Raw genomic sequence first — 21,640 nt, forward strand, 5'->3', positions numbered from 1 at the left:
CCATGAGCACATTCTTTTCCAAACCGTCTCGCGGCCTGCTGCTGGCCGCCCTGGGCCTGGTCTTTGTGGCCGCCTGGGCGTTGCTGCACGCCGAAAGCCAGCTCGAAATCCTCTTCCTCGGCATCGCCATCATCATCGTTACGCTGCTCTCGGGTCGCCTGGGCTTGGCCCGCTCCCTGGGTAGCAGTGCCGCCGGGCAGCCGCGCCTGTTGGGCATGGGCTGCATTGCCGGGGTGCTGATCCTGCTCGCGGTGTTCCATGACGAGCACTTCGCCCTGTTGCTGCTGGCCACGGTACTGATCTACAGCGTTGCCTGCCTGGGCCTTAACGTGCAGTTCGGCTATGCCGGCATCGTCAACTTTGCCGGCGCCGCCTTCTTCGGCATCGGCAGCTACACCGCCGCGATGCTGGCCCTGCACAGCAGCGTGCCGGATCTGCTGGCGATCCTTATCGCCGGGCTGGTCGCCGCCGCCCTGGGCTCGCTGCTGATCCTGCCGGTGCTGCGCACTCGCGGGCACTACGCAGCACTGGTCACCATTGCCTTCGGCATCCTGTTTCGCACCTTTATGGAGGTCAACGACAGCTTCGGCGGCCCGCAAGGCCTGCGCATCCCCAGCATGACCCTGTTCGGTATCGACCTGGGCGAAAGCCTGGAATGGGGCGACAGTGAAATCTCCTTCTATGCCAACTTCGTGATCCTGGCGCTGATCCTCTGCACCGCGGCCTTCTGGATGGTTCGCCGTCTCGAGCGCTCCTGGCTGGGAGTGGCCATGGACATGGTGCGCACCGACGAGATCTCGGCGTCGGCGTTCGGCATTCGCATCGCCCGCACCAAGGTCATGGCCTTTGTGTTCGGCAACTTCCTGATCGGCGTCGCCGGTGCCAGCTATGGCCTGATGACCGGCTATGTGGCGCCCAACAACTTTACCTTCGGTGACTCACTGATCCTGGTCTCGATCGTGATCCTGGGCGGTATCGGCAATCCGTGGGGAATCATTCCGGCGGTGGCCATCGTCATGATCCTGCCGGAGAAACTGCAATCCATTCAGGAATACCGCTTCCTGCTCTACGGCCTGCTGGTGATCGCCATCCTGCTGTTCCGCCCGCAAGGCCTGTTGCCGCGCAAGGTTCGTCAATTCTTCCCGGGGCGCCCATCATGAAACCACTGTTGCAGACTCGCGGCCTGACCATGCGTTTTGGCGGCCTTACCGCACTGGACGGCCTGGATCTGGACATCGCGCCCCAGGAAATCCTCGCCCTGCTGGGGCCCAACGGCTCGGGCAAGACCACGTGTTTCAACGTTATCACCGGGCTCTACAAAGCCAGTGCCGGCAGCGTGCGCTTTGGCGGCGAAGACCTCAGCGGCCGCTCGCCACAGACGGTCTACGGCCACGGCATCACCCGCACGTTTCAGCGCCTGCGCCTGTCGCTGCCCCTGACCGTGTTCGACAACGTGGTGATCGGCAATACCCGTCACCTCGACGAAAGCCTGTGGTTCAACCTGTTCCGCCGCCAGGCCTTCAAGCGCCAGCACGGCGAGATGGTCGAGCGCGTGCACCAGCTGTTACAGACTTTCAATGCCGGGCTGGCCAACAAGCTCTGGGAGCCGGCCCTCAACCTCAGCATGCTGGACCGGCGCCGGGTGGAAATCTGCCGGGCGCTGATCAGCGAACCGCGCCTGTTGCTGCTCGACGAACCGTCGGCGGGCATGACCCACGACGAGACCAACGAGCTGATGGACGATGTGCTCAAGGTCCGGCAAAGCGTGGCGCCCTTCGCCATCGCCCTGATCGAGCATGAAATGAACCTGATCCAACGAATCTCCGAACGCTGCGTGGTGCTTAACTATGGCAAGAAAATCGCCGAGGGCCCCTACGCCGACATCATCAAGGACCCGCAGGTCCAGGTTGCCTACCTGGGCAAGGAGTGAGCCATGTCCCTTCTGAGTGTCCAACGCATCGCCACCGCCTACGACCGCATCGACGTCATCCATGACCTCTCCCTGGAACTGGAAGAAGGCCATATCACCTGCATCCTCGGCGCCAACGGCGCGGGCAAGAGCACGCTGATCCGCTCGATCCTCGGCCTGACCCCGCCCAATCGCGGCGAGATTCTGTTCAACGGTGAGTCCCTGCTGGGCCTGCCGACCCACCGTATCATCGCCAAGGGCATCGCCTGCATACCCGAAGGGCGCAAGATCTTCCCGAAGATGACGGTGGCGGAAAACCTGCGCGTCGGCGCCTATCAGATCAGCGATGCGGCGAAAATCGCCCGGCGTGCCGACGAGGTCTATGAGCTGTTCCCGCGCCTCAAGGAACGTCGCGAGCAACTGGCGGGAACCATGTCCGGTGGCGAGCAGGCCATGGTGTCCATTGGCCGAGGGCTGATGGCCAAACCGCGCTTACTGATCATTGACGAGCCGTCCCTGGGTCTGTCGCCGCTGTACGTGAAGGAAAATTTCCGCATCATCGCCGACATCGCCCAACTGGGTATCAGCGTGCTGCTGGTGGAACAGAACGTGCACCAGACGCTGGCGATCTCTCATTACGGCTTCGTGCTGTCCCAGGGGCGCATGGTCGCCCAGGGCGATGCGCGCAGCCTCAGCGAAAACGACGAAGTCCAGGCGGCCTATTTCGGCTGACCTCTACCAGGAGTCCATGTGATGAACCTCAATCTCGATCCGGTACAGCTGACCCAGACGCTGGTCAGGATCAACACCATCAACGCCGGCAATACTCCGGGTGATGAGTCCGACTGCACCCGCTACCTGGCGCAACTGCTCGAACCCTACGGATTCCACTGCACCCTGACCGAGCTGACGCCCGGCCGCGCCAGCCTGATCGCGCGTATCGGCGACAGTGACAAAGGCCTGCCCCTGGCCTTCACCGGCCATGTCGATGTGGTGCCCCTGGGCGATGCGCCCTGGACCCAGGCGCCGTTCGGCGGCGATATCGTCGACGGCAAGCTCTACGGACGCGGCAGCAGCGATATGAAAGGCGGTGTCGCCGCGTTCGTCTGCGCTGCCATCGCCTGCAGCCCGCAACTGGCCGGGACCGCAGGGGTTACGCTGATCATCACCGCAGGCGAGGAAACCGGTTGCGAAGGTGCCTTCCACATGGCCGAACAACCGGGCCTGCTGCAACCGGCCGGAGCCTTGTTGGTAGCGGAACCGAGCTACAACAATCCGTTGGTCGGACATAAAGGCGCGTTGTGGCTCAAGGCCAAGGCCACGGGCATCACCGCCCACGGTTCGATGCCGCAGCATGGCGACAACGCCGTGTACAAGATCGCCAAGGCCGCGCTGGCCCTGCAAGCCTTTACCTTCGACTACCCGCCGCATCCGCAGATGGGCAGCCCGACCCTCAACGTCGGCCTGATCAAAGGCGGCCTGAATGTCAATTCGGTGCCCGATGCCGCCGAACTTACCATCGACATCCGGAGCGTCGCCGGGCAGTCCCATGCGCAGATCCAGGAGACGTTACAAACACTGCTGGGAAATGACATCAAACTGGAAATCATGATCGACCTGCCACCGGTCTACACCCCGCCCGAGTCGCCCTGGGTGCAGCGGGTCATGGCCCTGGGCGGAACCACACAAACGCCGGGCACCGTGACCTATTTCACCGATGCCGCAGCCCTGCTGGCACCGCTGGGCAATCCGCCGACCCTGATACTCGGGCCGGGGGAAACCCACTTGGCGCATCAGACAGACGAGTACTGCGAAGTGGCGAAAATCGAGAAGGCCTGCGAGCTTTATCAGCGCATGATCCTCGACTGGTGCCAGCCATGAGCGGCTGGCACGACGACGATCTGGTCCGCCTGAGCGCCAGCGAAGCCGCACGACTGCTGCAACAACGCAGCCTGAGCGCCGAACGCCTGCTCCAGGCCTGCCTGCAACAGATCGACCAGCGCGAACCCCAGGTGCTGGCGTGGTGCGCCCTCAATGCCGAGGCCGCCCTGGCCCAGGCTCGCGCCCTCGACGCCGGCCCCATCACTGGCCCGCTGCATGGCCTGCCGCTGGCGGTCAAAGACCTGTTCGACACCCAGGACTTTCCCTCCACCTACGGCTCGCCGATCTATAACAGGCAGCAACCCCAGGCCGATGCCGCTGCCGTTGCCCTGTGCCGGCAGGCCGGGGCCATCGTGCTGGGCAAGACGGTGACCACCGAGTTCGCCACCTTTACCCCCGGCCCGACCCGCAACCCGCATAACCCGGCGCACACGCCGGGTGGCTCGTCCAGCGGCTCGGCGGCGGCGGTGGGCGCACAGATGGTGCCGCTGGCACTGGGCACCCAGACCGCCGCGTCGATCATTCGCCCCGCCGCCTATTGCGGCGTGGTGGGCTTCAAGCCGAGCTTCGGCCTGATCCCCCGCGCCGGGGTCAAAAGCCTCAGCGAGTCACTGGACACCATTGGCGGCTTTGGCCGCAGTGTTGCCGATGTCGCCCTGCTGACCTCGGTCATGGCCGACGCGCCCCATTGGCGCGAACTGCATGTAAGCAGCAAACCGCGCATCGGCCTGTGCCGCACCCCCAACTGGCATGCCGCCGCTACCAGCAGCCGCGAGACCTTGCAACTAGCGGCTGAACACCTGCGCCAGGCCGGTGCCGAGGTGGTCGATATCGAGCTGCCCGCCAGCTTCACACCATTGGTCGAAGTCCACGACCTGATCATGTGGGCCGAAGCCTTCAAGGCCCTGGCCTTTGAACGTCTCTGCCATCCGCAGTTGTTGAGCGACAACCTGCGCCAGCGCCTGGCCATCGGCGAGCAGATCGACTTCGCGCAAAACCGTTACAATCACGCCCGCCTCGCCGAGGCGCGCAGTGATCTGTCGCTGGTGTTTGCCGACTGCGACCTGCTGCTTACCCCCAGTGCCTGCGGTGAGGCCGAAGCCGGTCTGCAACGCACCGGTGATCCGCTGTTCTCCCGGGCATGGAGCGCCCTCGGCTTGCCGAGCCTGCAACTGCCGACGGGCGTTGGTCCGGCGGGACTGCCACTGGGCGTACAGTTGATCGGCCCCGAAGGCAGCGATGCGCAGACCCTGGCTTTGTGCCATTGGGCAGAACAACACCTGAAACAATAGAAGGACTGAACATGCAACTCGCCTCCGCGTCAGCCCCCGGCAAAGAACGCCCGGAAGGTCTCGCTGAACGCATCTATGCCCAGCTCAAGCAGGACATATTCGAGTTCCGCCTGCTGCCCGGAGATCGCTTCAGCGAAGGCGAGATTGCCAAACGCATGAACGCCAGCCGCACGCCAGTGCGTCAGGCCCTGTTTCGCCTGGAACAGGAGCACTATCTGGAAGTGCATTTTCGCGCCGGCTGGCAAGTGCGTCCGTTCGACTTCACCTTTTTCGAAGAACTCTACGACGTGCGCATCGTGCTGGAGCAGACCGCCCTCAAGCGCATCTGCGAACACAACGCCCCGGGCCAACAGGAAACCCTGCAGGCCTTGCTGGCGATCTGGGACGTAGCACCCAGCCTGCGCTCAAGCGATGCCCACGAGCTGATCCTCCTCGACGAGCAGTTCCACGCCAGCCTGCTGAACCTGGCCGGTAACGCCCAGATGGCGCGTATTCACGCCGAGCTGTCCGACAAGATCCGCGTTATCCGCCGCCTCGACTTCACCCAGCAGGCGCGAATCGACACCACCTACGCCGAACATACACAGATCCTCAACGCTGCCCTGCAACGCCGCTCGGAAGAAGCCCAACGGCTGATCAAGGCGCACATCGAAGTGAGCAAGGCCGAGGTGCGCAAGATCACCCTGCATATGTTGCACAGCGCTCGTGTGCGCAGTGAGGAAGTGAAACCGCTGTAATCTCGCTGTCTGCATAGACTGGGCTGGGCAATTGCGCGAATGGCGTATCATGGCCCTTTGTCTACGCCACGGATCCTCGCCATGCCCAGCCAGTCGCTCTCCTCCTCGTCCCGCTCCTGGGCCTTCTGGTACAAACCGGTGTTGTTCCTGCTGGTGGCGGTGATCGGCCTGTACTACGTCAAGTGGTCGCCGTATTACCTCAAGTCTTTCGTCGCCGCAGACAGCCACAGCATTGGCGGCTCGATCATCAATGACAACCCGGCTTCGCCCATCGCGGCCGCCCTGGCCTATGCCCAGGTGTATTTCCTGGCGATCTGGAAAGCTGCGGTACTGGCCGTGATCCTTGGCTCGCTGGTGCAGGTGTTGATCCCTCGGGACTGGTTGTTGCGAGTCTTTGGCAAAGCCGGCTTTGGCTCCACCCTACGCGGCGGCCTGTTCGCCCTGCCGGGCATGATGTGCAGTTGCTGCGCGGCGCCGGTGGCGGCCGGGTTGCGGCGGCAGAATGTGTCGGTGGGTGCGGCCCTGGCGTTCTGGATCGCCAACCCGGTGCTCAACCCCGCGACCCTGATCTTCATGGGCTTCGTGCTCGGCTGGCAATTCAGCGCCCTGCGCCTGGTGGCCGGGCTCGTGCTGGTGCTGGGCGTGTCACTATTCGCCCAGCGCATCTCTCGACCAGAGATCCTGCCGGAAGCCGCCGTCGAGGCCGTCGAGGTTGCCAGCGCGGCAGATAACAGCAGCCTGCTGACGCGCTGGATGCGCACCCTGTGGCAGCTGTTCTGGACTACCATCCCGATCTATGTGCTGGCAGTGCTGATTCTCGGCGCAGCGCGGGTCTGGCTGTTTCCCCATGTGGACGGCGCCATGGGCAATGGCTGGCTGTGGCTGGTGCCCCTGGCGATTGTCGGCACCCTGTTCGTAATCCCTACGGCGGCGGAAATCCCCATCGTGCAGACCCTCATGGGCCTGGGCCTCGGGACCGCCCCAGCAGTGGCGTTGCTCATGACCCTGCCGAGCGTCAGCCTGCCATCGCTGTTGATGCTGCGTAAATCCTTTGATAGCCGGGTGCTGGTGGCCGTGGCGCTGCTGACCATGCTGGTGGGCATTGTCAGCGGGATTGTGGGTGGGTTGTTGCTGTAGCAAAGCACGAGGTGATCCAACGGTCCAGATGAGCATCAGGCACGGCGCCGCTGGCGCAAATACTCCCTGACCGCCCCATGATCGCCGGCAAACTCGATGCGCTTGGCCTTGCTGTCGCGCTGGTAGGCGTACATCGGGTCGTAGTATTCGTTGAGCAAGACTTCGATCCACTGCCGGTGGCCATCCACCTGCCCCGTCGTCTTCTGTACCTGTAGAGCGCTGTCCATGATCGCCGCCAGGCGCTGATAGCGCTCACCGCCCAGGCGCTTGAGATTACTCGCCAGACTCTGGCGCAGTCGCTCGGCAAAGGTACTGAATCCGGCTTCCACGCCATGGGCCGTGATGAACTCGGCGCAGAGGTCGATCACATAATCCTTGAGAATCCGCTCCACGCGGTGCTCGACACTGTCTTGCAGCCAGACCATCGGCGCGGCTTGCATCTGCCGGAACAGCGATAAAGGCACCGCACGGCTGCCGATGGCACGGCCTTCATCCTCGAGCACGAGAGTCTCGGCGCCGCGATGGCGCTTCTTGAGGATGTCCACGGCCAGGGCATTTTCGAAGTCGATCTGCCCCGGTTGCCCGCTGACACGTTTGCCGAAACTGGAGCCGCGATGGTTGGCGTGGCCTTCAAGGTCCAGGCCATTGTCCAACTCGACCAGCACCTCGGTCTTGCCGGAGCCAGTCAAACCGCCAACCAGTAACAGCTCACACGCTTGCACCGCCTGATCGGTAGTCTCGATGAGAAAGGTCCGCATCGCCTTGTAGCCGCCCAGCACCCGAGGGTACGGGACACCGGCAATATCCTTGAGCCACTGCTGGGTGATCTGCGAGCGCAGGCCACCGCGAAAACAGTACAGATAACCTTCAGGCTGGCGCCGGGCAAACTCGGCCCAGGCCTCGATCCGTGCCTGCTGAATATCACCGCTGACCAAGCGGTGACCCAGTTCGATAGCGCTCTGCTGCCCCAGCTGCTTATAGGCAGTGCCAACCGCCTCGCGCTCGGCGTCGTTCATCAGCGGCAGATTGATGGCCTGGGCAAAAGCGCCTTTGGTGAACTCCACTGGCGCACGCACGTCCATCAGCGGGATGTCGTTGAGGAAGATGTGCTGCAGGTCGGCGCTGTTATCGCGCATCAGAACACCTCGACGGCATGGGTCTGTCGCTCGTTCAGGGTGCCGATGGGACGCAAAGCCAGGCCCAGCCCGGCGGCCACTTGCAGGAACTCCGCCTCGCCCTCCGGCGCCACCGCTACCAACAGGCCACCACTGGTCTGGGGATCGCAGAGCAGATTTTTCTGCCCCTCAGTCAACGGGCCGATGCGCTCGCCGTAGCTGTCGAAATTGCGCTGGGTGCCACCCGGTACGCAGCCCTGTTCAAGGTAATAATCGACACTGGCCAGACGCGGTACGGCGCCGGCCTCGATGCGCGCGCTCAACTGGCTGCCGTCGGCCATCTCCACCAGATGACCGAGCAGGCCAAAACCGGTGACGTCGGTCATCGCCTTGACCCCGGCCAGCTTGCCGAAGCGGCTTCCTGCGGTATTGAGGGTGCACATCTGATCCCGGGCCAGCCCCACATCGGCGTCACGCAGCAGGCCTTTTTTCTCGGCAGTGGTAAGCACGCCGATGCCCAGGGGCTTGGTCAGATACAGGATGCAACCGAGGGTGGCCGTGTCGTTGCGCTTCATGAAACGCTTCTCCACCAGGCCCGTGACCGCCAGACCGAAGATCGGCTCCGGCGCATCAATGGAATGCCCGCCCGCCAGTGGAATTCCGGCAGCATCACAGACGGCGCGGCCGCCGCGAATCACTTCACGGGCAATTTCCGGAGCCAGCAGATTGACCGGCCAGCCAAGAATGGCGATGGCCATGATCGGATCACCGCCCATGGCGTAGATATCGCTGATGGCGTTGGTCGCGGCAATGCGGCCGAAATCATAGGGATCGTCGACGATCGGCATAAAGAAGTCAGTCGTGGAGACCACGCCGCGTTCCTCATCGATGGCATACACCGCCGCGTCGTCGCGCGAAGCATTGCCCACCCACAGTCGCGGATCGAGGTTCTGCGCGCCACTGCCGGCGAGGATCACTTCCAGCACCTTGGGCGAGATCTTGCAGCCGCAACCGGCGCCGTGGCTGTACTGGGTCAAACGGACCGGTTCGCTCATGGGATACCCCTTTGTCTATCGAGGGGCAGCATTCTATCAGAGCGGGGAATGTGCCTTGATGAATGCGCCCTGCGGCAGGGCTGAGGCCTGCCGATCACCCTGAGACTTGCGGCGTTCCTGTACCTGGGCCTGCTACAGTTGTTTCCTTGGTCCGTCACCGTCTATGGGCCGCATCCCCCTACCCCGCCAGAGCGCAGAACCGTGAAAATCATTACCCGTGACCAATGGTTTGCAGTGCACAAACGCGCCGACGGCGTCAGCCTGATCCACGAGCCGTGGATACGCCCGTTTTATCGCTGCAACCTCTGGCACCTACAGGGCCGCGACCGCGACGTACTGATCGACACAGGGTCGGGCGTGGTCAGCCTGCGCGAGCAATTGCCCTGGCTGACCGAGCGACCGCTTCTGGCAGTGGCGAGCCACACCCATTTCGACCATATCGCCGGGCATCACGAATTCAGCGAACGCCTGGTGCACCCGGCCGAAGCCCATATCCTCGCTGAGCCGACCCGGGCCGCGACACTGGCCGATCCTTATGTTGGCGACGAGATGTTCGAAGCCCACCCGGACGGCCCGTTGTGCTACACCGAGTACCAGGTCAAGGCCGCACCGGCCACCCGCCTGATCGACGAAGGCGATGTCATCGACCTGGGCGACCGCGTACTGCAAGTCCTGCACACCCCCGGCCACTCACCCGGCGGCATCAGCCTGTGGGAAGCCAGCACCCAGACCCTGTTCAGCGGCGACATCATCTACGACGGTCCCCTGATCGACGACGCCTACCACTCCGACCTCAACGACTATGCCAATAGTCTGCAGCGCTTGCGGAAGCTGCCGGTGCGTACCGTGCATGGCGGGCACTTTGCGAGTTTCTCCGGGGAGCGCTTGAAGGGGATGATTGATGAGTGGTTTAAGTGAAGGGCGGACGTTTTTAAGGCTTGCAGCGGCGTTTTTAGAGTGCCTGGCTTCCCGGTAGCGTTACTGAAAATACACATGAGCATTCCCTGCACGGAGAGAACGCCTGGCGTTTTAACGCCGTTTACCGTGGTCTGAATTTGGACTACTATCAGACCAATCCTCACCGTCAGGACCAGCACCGCCCCCCATGAGCGGGTCGGCTTGGCTTAATTACGAATGATCAGAGGCACCGACTTATGCGAGTCGAAACTATCAGCTACCTGAAAAAGAACGCAGCGACGCTGGACGTTTCTGAGCCCATGGTGGTTACCCAGAATGGCCTGCCGGCCTATGTGATCGAGTCATACGCAGAGCGCAAGCGTCGGGATGAAGCCGTCGCTTTGATCAAGCTGATGGCCTTCGCATCACGCGACAAGGAGCAGGGAAAGCTCATTTCGAGCGATACCCTCTTGAGTCGACTGGCCCAGCGTTGCCATCGATACCAAGAGGAAACCGATGGTGAAGTTTAAGATTCAATACGCTTCAACCGCCGAACAAAGCCTTTACTCCCAGATCACACACCTCCAGCCGCACATCGGGAACAACGGCGCAGAGCAGAAACTCTCCCGCTTGATCCTGGAGGTTGAAGGCCTGCTATCCAGCAATCCCCTCGCCTACCCCATCAGCCCGCAAGCCAGTCTGTTCGGTATCACTCAATATCGAGAACTGAACCATGACGGCTACCGCATCTTCTATGAATGCTTCGAACCCGAGAAGCTGGTCGTGGTTGGCCTGATCCTGGCGCAGAAGCAGAGCGTGGAAGATCAGTTGATCCATTACTGCTTGATGTTCGACAGGTAGCGCCCTCAGCGCAGGGGCTGCTTGCTCGATACCCCCCGGAGAAACCAGCCCGGTTTCCATTCGTTTGCGTCACGCTGTGCCGCTTGCTTGCGATCAAAGCTCCTGCCTTCCTGATAAACTATGACACCGCTACGCCGTATCCTGACCTGCGCCGAGTACTTCGCTCACCGTTTTTGTTCTTGCGTCGCGTGATCGTTCCCTATTCCCCGTTGCTACATTGCCGATTTCGAGTGCTTAATTTCAGCAACGACGCCAAAAAACTGCTGAAAACGGGTTATTTTTGCTACAAAACGAATGACGAAAATGCCACCAAATATTACCGCTAGCCCACGTAACACAAGGCCTGAGCCTTCCAGACGCTTCAGCGTCGCACCCATGATGGATTGGACAGGCTTTACCGTAGAGTATTGAATATAAAGACCTGTAAGGCACTATTATTTTTCCTGTACCACTTATGTACCACTACCTCTGACAAAATCATTTCCCCGATAAAACCAATCAGACTCCATCCAGGACGTGCTCTCTGCTCCCGCTGAATAACCATACCTGGTCCCACAAAAGTATCGTCGCAGTCTTTCTTCCCTTAAGCGCAAGGTCATGATAGTTTCCGCGTCAACACATCGATAAAATATGACACAACAAAATCATAGAATGGAGCTCTAGATTTGGAACCGACCGAACGAATTTTTTATGAAACACTCCCTTCAGACAGAAAATATGCAAAGCATACGACCATCTTTATAAACTATCTGATTGAGAAACAAAGATATCTCGAAGCCAAGTTTATTTTTGAAAAACTATACAATTTAAAAGCTTCAAACGCCATCACAATAAGATTGGGCTACACCTTATCAATTGCATTATTCGACAGCAAGGGAGTTGAGAAATTTGATAGACTTTTAATAGACTCTCAAAAAAGCGAAAAAGGAGAAATTGAGTGGTACCAACTAAGATATTACCAATCGAGAAACCTCCACAATCAAGCTGAAAACATCTGTGCAAGGTTACTGAAACTTAAGTTACCACCCGAATACCTAACCACCATTACAGAGTTTTGCCTAAACAATAAAAACTACCCAACTACAGCTATACTTTGCCAATACCTATCATCACACAACCTCAGGCTTCAACCTCGAGGCACCGCCAAACTTCGTGCTATCGCACTTCAAAAGCTAGTGAACGTAATCGCAGGTGTAAAACTTGGCTAACTTCCTTGTATTAAAAATTTTGGACTCGACCAGCATTAACTTGCCATCAACTCAAGTATATGGCTCGGTAGAAATGAGATCCGCCACCTCAGACAACCCTGCTGAAATCGAAATACTGAAACAGTCAGCGCTGCTGGCCCAGGTCGACTTTAACAGATATGCTTTTAGCGCTAGAATTGCAACAATTGTTGAATGCAACACAGCATCTGAAGCTATATCGGAGAGCGATGACAGATTTTCACTGATCCTGGACTTGAAATTTTCAGAATTTGCGATTTCCTCAATGCAGACTTCTGCTATCGGATATGTGAAAAACGTGGATACAGGAGACATCGAACCTTTTGTCGACCCCGAGAACCAAACATCAATGATGTTCGTTGTCGCCCAAGGCAACACCCAGACATACGACATAGTAAACTATCTTCTCGAACAAAATAATGACTTAAGCAATCGTTTCATCAAGTACCTTCACTGGATGAGAAATAGCAGACACGAAAATAATAAGCAGCTAAAAATTCTTTTTCACTGCTTTGCCCTAGAGGCCCTGGTCAACGAAACCGAGTCTGATAAAATTACCAGCATGGCCAGGTGGTTTTTAGGATTCCCCAATGGCATACGAAAGCCAACAATTTCCAAAGCCATGATTTCTAATTTGTCCAACCACCCGAGCTATAATTATTGGGAAAAAGAGATTACGAGCTCGCTTGAAAAAATACGAATAATGAGAAACGATTCCGTCCACCATGGCTTCCGAAACTCGGACTTCACAAAGTACGATCTTAACTTATTCAACCACATCATGATTTTCAGCACTTCCCGTAGCCTTTCGTACGTCCGAAATGCGCTACTCAAAGGATGTACTACTGTTGCAGAGCTTAGAAAGCACGTAGCTGACACATTTGAAGAAAACGTAGATATCGGCGATGTTCACAATACAATAATTCACAGCCTCGACGCGATCAAAAACAAAAACACTCAGGGTAAAGCAGGGCATTGAGCAGCTGATTAAAAAAGTAACCTGCGTCTGCTACTCGCCACCCACGTCAGATTCTAGGGAGAGGCGTGGCGGGCCATCATCATTAAGATGGATTGCGACGACATGTAAAATTTATGATTTAAAATCAATAAGCTAGCAGAAACTGCCTCACCATTTAAGCAAATATTAAGCAACCGTCAAAAAATAAAGAAAGCACTATTCCGTTGCTACCAGCTCAGCCTAGGTATCTATTTCTTCCAAAATGCCTCTATACAAAAAATAGTTTTCACTCATATTGCTCGCCTGCGCTATCGTGGCACGCCTCTATCCCAGCCATAATCAAATGCTCTCCGCAGGTTAGCCGTTCTTCCCCCCTCAACGACGGTAGCATCGGTTGGGCCTATCCAGTCACATGCTAGATTGCAACCAATCTTTGAGCTGGCCTTTTACTTGTCGGGCGAAATCATCTCATAAGTCTTTCGTACCATTTTGTACCGCCTAGCCCCTCCAAATCGACTTTATTGAACGGCTGCGGCTCCCACCTTCAGGGATCATCCTCGACGACACATCTCTGGCTCTGGCTGCCTAACGACTGCTCAATCCCTACCTCTATAGGCCAGAGGCGACCTACCACCTTGGCGAGAGTGTCTGGTTGGTATAGTCTGCAATCAGCCGACATGCTAGCACATCGCTAGCAGCTATAACCAAAGGATGGCTATTGATGGCAACTAAAGGACTTAGTACCAAAGCTAATATTGCTAAAGTTTGCAATGATACCACCTTGATTAAATCGAACAGAAATCTTAAACCCTCTCCAGCAACTACGACGCTTTTACGGCAGAATTGTTATATACAATAATGTTATGAAAACCTGATTAGTGATACTAAAGACGAAATACTGAGGCAACCATCATGGAAATTATAAGCGATATGAAATTCTGGGCACTGATCGTTTCGCTCGCCTCATTCATTATCTCGATACTTCCCGCGATACGTAACCGATGGAAGGGAAGAAAGCTAACAATAGAAACGCAAGATGGAGTAATGCTCTCGCACAAATGGGGATACACTAATTTAAAACAGTCGATAACGTTAATCAACAATGGAGGCGTGACGATTAGGGTCAAAGATATTACTATCACTTTGAAACGTGATGGCAGCTCCAGCACCATTCCAGTCAGAAATTTCTTCCGTACTTTTGATGCGCAATTCCCCTCTTTATTCTCCTCAATCAGCTTGAAACCCGGCGAGGAGACAACTCATACGTTTGGCTTTCACCACAAATTAAAACGCATAGAAGAAAAAGCGATGAGCGAAATAATATCAGCAGCCAGAAGAGAGATTGCAGAGCCAACCATCGGCACTTTTACGACTTCTCCACAAATTTTGATGAGACCAACCTTATCACCGAAAACTCTAGATAACATAAATAAAATTTTTTCACAAAACTTCTATCTCACATGTGGCGAATATGAAATGGAGATGGAAATGCTTGATGAAAATAGAAAATGCCTTGCAAGTAAATCCTGGAGATTTACAATATTTGAAACCGACGAAAGCAACCTCAGAGACATTACGAAAAACTACTCGACAGGTGACGGAGTAATATTCGACTCCAATGCTCAAACATGGTTTTACATGGGACTTACCTAGCATCCCAGCAGCAGAATTAAATGAATTTAAACACATAAATATATAACAAACTATAGGAGCCCATATGCGTACAGCCGACCCTTCGAACATCAAGAATGACTTCTTACGAGGACTCAATTAAGTGCGCGATGTATACAATGCGGTGGAGAACACGCAAATGAGTATTGCGCAAAAAAACCTGCTAGCGGAGTATACATTTCTAGGTGCTTCAATACTATTAGAGGGTTTCATAAGCGACCTCTTCATTGCCTATATTAACAAAGACTCAAGAAATTTTTCCGGGCAGCTAAATATAAGCTTTACAACTACTTCGCTTGACGAACACGCAAAGCGAGCACTTGACCAAGGGCTTTTAGAATCAAAATCAACTCACATCTAACCCTCGAACACATTAGAAAAATACTAGATCCAAATAATTTTAACTTCGCTTTCACGCATGAACACCATATAAAGGAACTTGCAGGCAAGTGGCTAAGCTCAACGCATAAAGCACTATTTAATGGAATGCCAAAATCTCAATATGCGATAATCGATACCACAAAAGCGGTGCGAAATTATCTAGCACATCGTAGCACTGCCGCCATGGAAAAAATGCAGGCTTCGTTAACAAATGTACAGCTACCTACCGAGCTACGCAGGGGACAAAATAAAGTTTCAAAAGTAGGTTCATTTTTATATTCCAGCCCGCAAATTGGAGAACCTAAAAGGTTGATTTTTTTATCTAAACATCCTAATAACCATTGCAAATAGTCTGTGTCCATAGCTTCAAGAACCAAATTACTGCAGTCGCTAGCACCGCTGCTCCACCCAAAACCTCACGTTCTATAGATGACTTAGCAGCACCTAAATCAGACACGGAGAAAGCATGAACGACGACCAACTAATTGACATGTTACTTTACAAAGGTGAGGGTGCAGCGCTCGACTATAAGGTTCAACAATACCCACACGACGGTGCTACACCAGAAGAAAAAGGAGAGTTACTCAAGGATATTTTGGCATTTTCAAATGCATGGAGAGAAGAAACTGCATATATCTTGATTGGAGTGAATGACAATCAGGAACTCGTTGGGTTAGATAATGACCTTGATGATGCTCGGCTGCAACAGTTCATCAACGGAAAAACAAACGCCCCTGTGCATTTTTCCTACCGCTCACTGTTCTACAAAGGTGTGAAACTGGGTATATATACGATCTTGAAACAAGAACGTCCAATATTTGCAAAGCAGCAGTACGGCAAGGTTATTCCTGATGTTGTTTATGTCCGACGTGGATCGGCTACGGCAATTGCCAAACCGGACGAAATAGCAAAGATGGGGGAGGCTAGGATAGCTGAATCACAAGTATATGCACCCGACTTAAAACTAGAAATAATTTCACTCGATAATACACCAATACAAAAGATCACATTTTCATATAAAAACTATGAACTTGAAGATTTCAAAAACTGGCCAGACTATAGTGCACCACGACAAAGAACTGACGCTTACTTAAACTTTATACCACGCATGAATAGAGACAACGAAGACTATTTTAGAGAGATAGGATTATATCATCAGCAACAAAACGGACTTCTCCCTATCAGATTACTACTGACAAATATCGGCACCAACTTTGCCGACGATGTTCGAATATATTTATCAGCACCTAGACTAGAGAATCTCGGGTTAATAACCGAGAATGAAATCCTGGCTGCTCCAATCCAAAGCCTAAGTCTCTATCACAATATTCAAATACCAGAATATTACAATTCCTCACGACGAGCCGTGTCAATTGCTTTAGAAGCGGACGCTATCGTAGCTGTATTCAACATTGGAAAAATCCAGACCGGCGAGACAATATCTACAGAAAAGATTTTATTGGAGAGGCCACCACAGGGTTTAACATCCCTTGGCGTTAAGATACTGTCAGACCAGCTTCGCAAGCCTATGCAATTAGAAATACCGGTTGAAATCCAAGAAGAAAAAATATCATTAGGTTTCAATGACGTTCTAGATCTGGAGAACTAAATCCTTTACCCACGCACTGATCCATGGCCGATGAGCGAAGATCCGAAAAACTGAGCATTTGCTACCACAAGGAGCCGGTGGGGCCTATAAGGTGAAATTGAAGACGACTTTAGGTCCAGAAAGCAGACCTAGATTGATCAAGAACAAAATCAACCGTGAGCAGGACTACTACCTGCAGGAAAGGCACCCCGTCAATTGGCAGTCTCGAGCCAGCCGACCCTTTTTACCGGGGGCCGCGCGCATTTGATTTGGTCAATTGCACTTCACGGTCCACAGCTGATCTATCCGTGTCGTGTAGCTCTGGCTCATCAGATTGCGCTGCATTCCCCAATCCGGCGCCGCCGGAACGGTAGCAGAACGAACAGTTCCCCTGCCCCAGCGGCCATTGATCTCATCCATCACGCTCATGATCCGGTCGCTCGTCTGTGGCTGGGTCACGGCGAACAAGTCGTCGGTAAACTCGCACGGCTGCCGCAGATCGAGCAGCAGCACTTCGGCCTTGCTGTACCGGAAACCTTCCCTGAAAACCCTATCCACCGCAGTGGTGGCGGCCCGCGTCATCATCAGCGTGTCATTGGTGGGGTACGGCAGTTCCACCAGCGCGCCTTGCGCATATTTGGCTTCGTCGGGGTTGAACATGCCCGTGCGGATGCTGACGCGCATCTTTTTGCACAGTGAGCCCTGGGCTCGAAGCTTCTCGGCGGCGCGGGCGGTGTAGGTGGCCACTGCCTCTTTGATGGGCGCGATGTCGGTCAGGCGCTTGCCGAACATTCGACTACTGCAGATCTCCTGCTTGGGTGGTTCTTCTTCGCCCAGCTCCAGGCAGGGTGTGCCAGCCAGCTCCCGAGCAGTCTTTTCGATAACAACACTGAACTTTTGCCGCAGCATCGTCGGGTCGGCCTTGGCCAGGTCCATCGCCGACAGGATCTTCATTGCTTCCAGATGGGCTTTCATTTTGCGGCCGATGCCCCAGACCTCGGAGACGGCGGTATTGCGCAGCACCCAGTCGCGCTTGTGCGGGTCGCAGATATCCACGACACCTCCCGTCTGGGCTTGCAAGCGCTTCGCGGTGTGGTTGGCAAGCTTGGCCAAGGTCTTGGTGCGTGCAATGCCTACCCCGACCGGGATGCCGACGTAACGCTGAACATTGCTGCGGATGCGGCGCCCCAGCGCTGTCAGATCGCCCGGTATGCCGCTCAGGTCGGCGAAGGCTTCGTCGATGCTGTAGATCTCCACGGCAGGCACCATGGATTCGATGACGCTCATGACCCGTTCGCTCATGTCGCCATACAGCGCGTAGTTGCTGCTGAAGGCCATAATGCCGTTCTGGCGGAGCACGTCTTTAATCTGGAAGTACGGCGCGCCCATTTTCACGAAGGGCTTGGCGTCGTAACTGCGGGCGATGACACAACCATCGTTGTTGCTCAACACCACAATGGGCGTTCTGGCCAGGTCCGGCCGAAAGACTCGCTCGCAACTGGCGTAGAAGCTGTTGCAGTCGATCAGCGCAAAAACCGGCTCAGGTTTTGTCATGGTCGCGCACGCTGAACCTGACCACGCCGATGATGATCAGGTCATCGCCCTCCAGGATGTGTCGCGGTGGGTATTTGCTGTTTTCGGATTTCAGGATGAAGACGTTATCGCGCATGTGCAGGCGCTTGCAGACCGGTTCGGAGTTGAGCGCGGCAATCACGATGTCGCCATGCTCGGCATACCGGCTGCGGTCTACAATCACCAGATCGCCGCCATAGATCCCCGCCCCTTGCATGCTGTCACCTTCGATCTTGGCCAGGTAAACATGCGGCGCACGAAGCTCAAACAGCTCGTCCAGGGAGATGTGCTTTTCGATGTGATCGGCAGCCGGCGACGGGAAGCCGGCCGGAACCTGGAACGAGTGAAGCGGGAATTTTTCGCCGCTGGCCGACAACGGCCCGAGGATGGTGACGCTCATGATGCGAACCTTGTAGTTGATAACTGTATGCATATACAGTTAACGACGAAGGCCGCTTGTGGTCAATGTCCTGTGTAGGAAATTTCGACGGGTGACATCATGTGCGGACGCTACTCGATCTACGAAACCATGGACCACTACCTGCGCCAACTCGCGCTGGACCTGGTGGTTATCAACGGCTACGACCACGAAGAGATCAACCGCTACAACGTGGCGCCCTCGACTCGCGTAGAGATCATCCGCCCCGCTGAGGGCGGGATTCGAGTGGACAAGGTCAAATGGGGATGGAGCCCGTTCTGGGCAAAGGGCAAGCGGCCTGACCCCATCAACGCCAGGGTTGAGACCGTGGCTACGGGGAAGTTTTTCAAGCAGCTATGGCCCAATGGCCGGGCCTTGGCACCAGCAAATGGGTGGTTTGAATGGGTGAAGGATCCTGACGATCCGAAGAAGAAACAGCCCTACTTCATCAGGCTGAAAAGTGGCGAGCCGATGTTTTTTGCTGCGCTGGCTCAGGTGCATACGGGTTTGGAACCGCATGACGGGGATGGGTTTGTGATTATCACGGATGCCAGTGATGCGGGGATGGTTGATATCCATGATCGGCGGCCGGTGGTGCTTGGGCCGGAGCACGCGCGGGAATGGCTTGAGCGAAGCCTCTCGACCGAACGAGCACTGCAGATCGCACTACATAGCCGCCCGGTAGACGACTTTGAGTGGTATGTCGTGGGCAAAGCGGTGGGGAATGTTCGTAATCAAGGAGCATCATTGTTGATATCCGAGTCCCGCTGACGGTTTGATTCCATTTGGCGGGCATAAGGATTTAAACAAGGCGGCCAATGGGCTCGTACCGGAACACCTATGATGCTTTATCCTTTAATGCACTGGCGTGTTTCACGCATAAACGCCATATATTCCCTTGCTCGCCCTTCATCAGAGATGCATACATAGGTTTGGTTTAACATTGCACACGCAGCGTACGACTCACTTATCTTTTGAAAGGTAGCATTGACGGTGCTTGAAATCTCAGTTTTCAGGCTCGCGTTGATAGGCGCTTTTGCAAAGGCCGTGAGGTCTGCCGCCACCTCCAACGCTGCCTTCCGGTCACCTTTATAAGTTTCCGGTACTGAGACGCTGCACGTCGAATCGATTTTTTTTGTTGGCATAGAGCAGCCACAAATCAGAGTCGTTTGCACAATGAGCAATAAACCACACGATATATTCATGATTAGCTCCGTTATTTACAAATTTCTTTTTGTACGCCTGAAACGTAGTACCGCATACAAGGGCGAGACTCTACGAGATTTATTAGTTTTGATTCCACAGCTTGTTCGCCATTGACTTCGACATCGGCACGGACCTCTTTTAAGGGGCCACGAAGTTCCGCATCTTCTAGAAAAGAAATTTTTATTCTAAATCTATCCGTAGATCTAGGCGGAAGCGTTTGTGAAATCGGAGAATCAACAATAAGGACTTTTGAGCCGGGACTGGGGTAATAAGCCATTGCTGGTGTATCAAGTTGTGCACCCGTTACTCTGGCCCCTTTGGCATCAACAGCGATAGTATACACTGCTGAAACTTGCTGCATATCAGCAGGCAACCGTCCACTCTCTTTTCTTGTACTTTCGTCAAAGTAGACCCTTACTTTTGTAATAAACGCAGGGCTATCCCCAGAATTACGTATAAACAAATCAAACACCACCGGTGCCTTTTTATAAGAGATAGCGTCCTCAGGCATAAACTGAACGATATTATCAACCGTCACGACCGCTTTTTCGACAGCATGACAAGAGCGTGTGCCTTCAAGGTAATTACGAAAGTCACTGATCTGACGGTCGCTTCTCTTTTGGGAGCTCAGACAGGAAACGGTTTGAAGTAACATAGCACAGACGACATCTTTATCAGGCACCTCTTGATAGACTTGCTCAACTTTCTCATGAAAGTCTTTCTCCGACGATCCTGAAATCATAACAAATCGATCCAAGTCCATCTTTACCGAAGACACCTTGGTTTTCTCAACCAAGTATTTGTCGGGCGGGCTAACTGAGCACTGTGGGGGCGGCGTGGTCGGACCATCTGGGGCGGTACTGAAGCATGAAGCCAGTACCCCACAAATAAACAGATGGACGAGCTTTATTTTAGATATCATTTCAATCACCGCTCACACGGCGAGCAATAATTTTGACCATTCTGGTTTAGCCAACAGCCTTGTTTGTTGGAGCCTTGAGTCGTACATTGCCCGCAGCAATTAGGCTCTCTATTTCTTAACGCTGTTTCGGCTGAAGAATGACGCTCAGTGTGTTGGCTTACGCAGCCAATCCTCTTGTCACTCTCAATAGTCACCATCGGCAGGGATGATTTAAATACCGAACTCACCGATTCTTCTGCAGAAAACGCAGCAAAGCTTAATGAAATTGATGCGAGAAAAATACGAAAAACTGCAAATCGGGACGTACTGATTAGACTATTCATAGCCATGTCTCTGACTGGAGAGCGGCGTAATAACTTCTGACTAAATACTAGCGGACAATTAAGGATGGTCAAGCATCTTTCCATGGTCTTTTTCACGATAAAAACACATTTAAAACATACAAATCGTCATAACCAAAGTGTAAGGCCACCTTATCATATATCAATTAATTAACTGCATCCTGCAAATCACTTACCATTTTGGCTCACCAGTGAGACTGAGCAATCTGCGACCTGTGCATACGACTAGAAATACGCAATGTCCAAGTTTCTAATTGGTTCATGATCCGACAGTCACCGCAGCAAACTCCGACAGATTGGGTCAGTAATGTCCGACAACCCTATAGGCTTTTTCATGTCAAGCACCTACATGTAGGAATCTTCTTTTTATCAGCGACATTCGACCTGAGGAATTTTCAGTGCTCACCGCCCTAAACAGCGGCTATCGTTCTCTTGAACTCAATTCTAGAAACAGAAAGACACAAATATCGATC

At 54.7% G+C, this 21,640-nt stretch carries 21 protein-coding genes; 15 read left to right on the plus strand and 6 right to left on the minus strand.

The features are described from left to right. Positions 1-2: 2 nt before the first annotated feature. The 7 genes from M2401_RS05335 (at position 3) to M2401_RS05365 (ending at position 6,956) form a co-directional block, all read left to right on the plus strand. The gene (locus M2401_RS05335) at positions 3-1,160 is read left to right on the plus strand and encodes a branched-chain amino acid ABC transporter permease (RefSeq protein ID WP_259100509.1); all 1,158 of its coding nucleotides are present in this window, start codon (positions 3-5) and stop codon (positions 1,158-1,160) included. Beyond that, complete coding sequence (locus M2401_RS05340) at positions 1,157-1,930, plus strand: ABC transporter ATP-binding protein (RefSeq protein WP_259100511.1); 774 nt, start codon at positions 1,157-1,159, stop codon at positions 1,928-1,930. The genes M2401_RS05335 and M2401_RS05340 overlap by 4 nt, the downstream gene beginning before the upstream one ends. A 3-nt stretch (positions 1,931-1,933) precedes the next feature. After that, a complete protein-coding gene (locus tag M2401_RS05345) occupies positions 1,934-2,641 on the plus strand; it encodes an ABC transporter ATP-binding protein (protein ID WP_259100513.1) in 708 nt (235 codons plus the stop codon). Between the two features lie 21 nt (positions 2,642-2,662). Continuing rightward, positions 2,663-3,790, plus strand: a complete 1,128-nt coding sequence (locus tag M2401_RS05350; RefSeq protein ID WP_259100515.1) for a M20 family metallopeptidase — start codon at positions 2,663-2,665, stop codon at positions 3,788-3,790. Then, complete coding sequence (locus M2401_RS05355; RefSeq protein ID WP_259100516.1) at positions 3,787-5,082, plus strand: amidase; 1,296 nt, start codon at positions 3,787-3,789, stop codon at positions 5,080-5,082. Before M2401_RS05350 ends, M2401_RS05355 begins: the two co-directional genes overlap by 4 nt. A gap of 11 nt (positions 5,083-5,093) precedes the next feature. Beyond that, positions 5,094-5,819, plus strand: a complete 726-nt coding sequence (locus tag M2401_RS05360) for a GntR family transcriptional regulator (RefSeq protein WP_259100517.1) — start codon at positions 5,094-5,096, stop codon at positions 5,817-5,819. A gap of 81 nt (positions 5,820-5,900) precedes the next feature. Next, a complete protein-coding gene (locus tag M2401_RS05365) occupies positions 5,901-6,956 on the plus strand; it encodes a permease (protein WP_259100518.1) in 1,056 nt (351 codons plus the stop codon). A gap of 35 nt (positions 6,957-6,991) precedes the next feature. Here M2401_RS05365 and mnmH read toward each other — a convergent pair whose 3' ends face one another. Together mnmH and selD are read right to left on the minus strand one after the other, a co-directional pair. After that, on the minus strand, positions 6,992-8,092 hold the full coding sequence (gene mnmH, locus M2401_RS05370) for a tRNA 2-selenouridine(34) synthase MnmH (protein WP_259100519.1): 1,101 nt from the start codon (positions 8,090-8,092) through the stop codon (positions 6,992-6,994). Continuing rightward, positions 8,092-9,126 carry a selenide, water dikinase SelD gene (selD, locus tag M2401_RS05375; protein WP_259100520.1) on the minus strand — a complete coding sequence of 345 codons (1,035 nt, stop codon included), beginning with the start codon at positions 9,124-9,126 and terminating at the stop codon, positions 8,092-8,094. The genes mnmH and selD overlap by 1 nt, the downstream gene beginning before the upstream one ends. A gap of 201 nt (positions 9,127-9,327) precedes the next feature. Here selD and M2401_RS05380 point away from each other — a divergent pair, with 201 nt between their 5' ends. The 7 genes from M2401_RS05380 to M2401_RS05410 all read left to right on the plus strand — a co-directional run bounded on the left by M2401_RS05380 (position 9,328) and on the right by M2401_RS05410 (position 16,729). Continuing rightward, entirely contained in the window at positions 9,328-10,044 is a 717-nt protein-coding gene (locus tag M2401_RS05380) for an MBL fold metallo-hydrolase (protein WP_259100521.1), read from the plus strand. 236 nt (positions 10,045-10,280) lie between these two features. Then, positions 10,281-10,553: a type II toxin-antitoxin system Phd/YefM family antitoxin gene (locus M2401_RS05385; protein WP_259100522.1), complete on the plus strand. Its 273-nt coding sequence runs from the start codon at positions 10,281-10,283 to the stop codon at positions 10,551-10,553. Next, positions 10,543-10,884, plus strand: a complete 342-nt coding sequence (locus M2401_RS05390; protein WP_259100523.1) for a type II toxin-antitoxin system RelE/ParE family toxin — start codon at positions 10,543-10,545, stop codon at positions 10,882-10,884. Before M2401_RS05385 ends, M2401_RS05390 begins: the two co-directional genes overlap by 11 nt. Positions 10,885-11,549: 665 nt before the next feature. Continuing rightward, a complete protein-coding gene (locus M2401_RS05395) occupies positions 11,550-12,092 on the plus strand; it encodes a hypothetical protein (protein WP_259100525.1) in 543 nt (180 codons plus the stop codon). Next, entirely contained in the window at positions 12,085-13,089 is a 1,005-nt protein-coding gene (locus tag M2401_RS05400) for a HEPN domain-containing protein (protein WP_259100527.1), read from the plus strand. Before M2401_RS05395 ends, M2401_RS05400 begins: the two co-directional genes overlap by 8 nt. A gap of 891 nt (positions 13,090-13,980) precedes the next feature. Further along, positions 13,981-14,721 carry a hypothetical protein gene (locus M2401_RS05405; RefSeq protein ID WP_259100529.1) on the plus strand — a complete coding sequence of 247 codons (741 nt, stop codon included), beginning with the start codon at positions 13,981-13,983 and terminating at the stop codon, positions 14,719-14,721. 865 nt (positions 14,722-15,586) lie between these two features. After that, positions 15,587-16,729, plus strand: coding sequence for a helix-turn-helix domain-containing protein (locus tag M2401_RS05410; RefSeq protein ID WP_259100531.1), 1,143 nt, complete (start codon positions 15,587-15,589; stop codon positions 16,727-16,729). Between the two features lie 252 nt (positions 16,730-16,981). Here the strand turns inward: M2401_RS05410 and M2401_RS05415 are convergent, their stop codons facing one another. Together M2401_RS05415 and M2401_RS05420 are read right to left on the minus strand one after the other, a co-directional pair. Then, positions 16,982-18,262: a Y-family DNA polymerase gene (locus M2401_RS05415; protein ID WP_259100533.1), complete on the minus strand. Its 1,281-nt coding sequence runs from the start codon at positions 18,260-18,262 to the stop codon at positions 16,982-16,984. After that, on the minus strand, positions 18,249-18,680 hold the full coding sequence (locus tag M2401_RS05420; RefSeq protein WP_259100534.1) for a LexA family transcriptional regulator: 432 nt from the start codon (positions 18,678-18,680) through the stop codon (positions 18,249-18,251). The genes M2401_RS05415 and M2401_RS05420 overlap by 14 nt, the downstream gene beginning before the upstream one ends. 99 nt (positions 18,681-18,779) lie before the next feature. Between M2401_RS05420 and M2401_RS05425 the strand changes: the two genes are divergently transcribed. Then, entirely contained in the window at positions 18,780-19,469 is a 690-nt protein-coding gene (locus tag M2401_RS05425) for an SOS response-associated peptidase (protein ID WP_259100535.1), read from the plus strand. Positions 19,470-19,546: 77 nt separating this feature from the next. On the opposite strand, the gene M2401_RS05430 is transcribed toward M2401_RS05425, so the two are convergent. Together M2401_RS05430 and M2401_RS05435 are read right to left on the minus strand one after the other, a co-directional pair. Then, positions 19,547-19,903, minus strand: a complete 357-nt coding sequence (locus tag M2401_RS05430) for a hypothetical protein (RefSeq protein ID WP_259100536.1) — start codon at positions 19,901-19,903, stop codon at positions 19,547-19,549. 11 nt (positions 19,904-19,914) lie between these two features. Beyond that, positions 19,915-20,667, minus strand: coding sequence for a hypothetical protein (locus tag M2401_RS05435; RefSeq protein WP_259100537.1), 753 nt, complete (start codon positions 20,665-20,667; stop codon positions 19,915-19,917). Between the last annotated feature and the right edge of the window lie 973 nt (positions 20,668-21,640).

This window comes from Pseudomonas sp. JUb42, assembly GCF_024807945.1.
Lineage (GTDB): Bacteria > Pseudomonadota > Gammaproteobacteria > Pseudomonadales > Pseudomonadaceae > Aquipseudomonas.